This window comes from Photobacterium sp. BZF1, assembly GCF_014349205.1.
Taxonomy (GTDB): domain Bacteria; phylum Pseudomonadota; class Gammaproteobacteria; order Enterobacterales; family Vibrionaceae; genus Photobacterium.
In genome coordinates, this window is record NZ_JACSOF010000312.1 from 1 (window position 1) to 1,267 (window position 1,267).

Here is a 1,267-nt window from a genome sequence, read left to right on the forward strand (position 1 = left end):
AACAACTTTAATATTCATGATGGATGCTCCTTCGTAATTAAGTGCTAACACCTTAATTCTGGCTCATCGAAGCCGTTAAGTGGGGCGTCCATCACATCATTTCTGAGTTACGAAGTGCCGACAGTGAAAGTTCTGGACAAAACTTTGCTAGCAATGATTGCGCTGAGAAGCCTATGGGCAGAATTAGCACGTTAGTGTTTATGCTACTAATGTAGTTACTTCGGATAAAGTAAAATAAGGGAAGCAGAGAAGTACGTACAGATTAGTCACGAATTCATATGAATTTCCAGTATTCCACGCTGATTTAATAATTACCGACTTTGCCCCTCCCTGTTAAGCAGTAGTTCTGGATATAATGCGCTGGCAACCCCGATCAACAGGTATTCTTGAAAGGTCAGGCGGGGCGACCCAAACTCATTCCATATTCCTATTTCGTCGCTGCGCCACGCTTTACACCAAAAGAACACTGGACGCTTCAACTCAGGGTTGTAAGTTGGGAACTCAGTGAATAAGGCTTTCGCCCAATCAGTGTATTTATATGTTATCTTCTTAGGATCATGACCGTGTAATGTCACTGCACTCAAATCACCGATGTGGTATTGGTAATTATCACCCCAACGCGCAAATTTACTTCTGTCTGTTTGAAGCTTAGTGATATTGGCGGATAAGTCGTTCTTCCTACCTCGGGATTCAGTCTTACCTATGTAAAGAGGTTGAACACGACCATCTTCGATATAGAGCATCATGTAAATCAGGCCTTCATACATAGGTTGTGCCCGGCTGGAATCTGCGATGAGTGTATCCACCTGTTTAATAATGAGCTGGTTCATTGCCTCGCTTCGTGACAAAACTTTTCGCTTTTTTTGACGACCAACCTCACGAGTCACAACCCATTTATCTGCTTCAGTCTCAAATAAAGGGACAGCCTGTTCAGCGATGTTTTCTCGTTGGCAGTAATCATTCCAAATCTGTTCGTGGTTCATGTTATGTCTTCTAGTTTGAGAAACTTATAAGGTTATTCAGGGTATCAAATATAGTATTTACCCTTAACTGAAATAAGCCTTTTCTTGTAGTAGATTAATAAATTTGATCATATAGTTACAGTTCTAAGCATGAAGAAAAGTAAGTGAAATGATGCTTTGGTGAAAGAGTCTTCAATCGGTCGAAACACACTTAATGAGATGGTACGTCCCTCCCTACAGCTAAACTTGAACTGGTTTAGTCTTTAAAGGAAAGTGCCACATGAACAACTCCCACATTATCGGAA

The 1,267-nt window shown here is 41.0% G+C and carries 1 protein-coding gene; it reads right to left on the reverse strand.

Annotated elements, in window-relative coordinates:
- Positions 1 to 311: 311 nt before the first annotated feature.
- Positions 312 to 983, reverse strand: a complete 672-nt coding sequence (locus tag BIZ37_RS30195) for a hypothetical protein (RefSeq protein ID WP_187464677.1) — start codon at positions 981 to 983, stop codon at positions 312 to 314.
- Positions 984 to 1,267 lie beyond the last annotated feature (284 nt).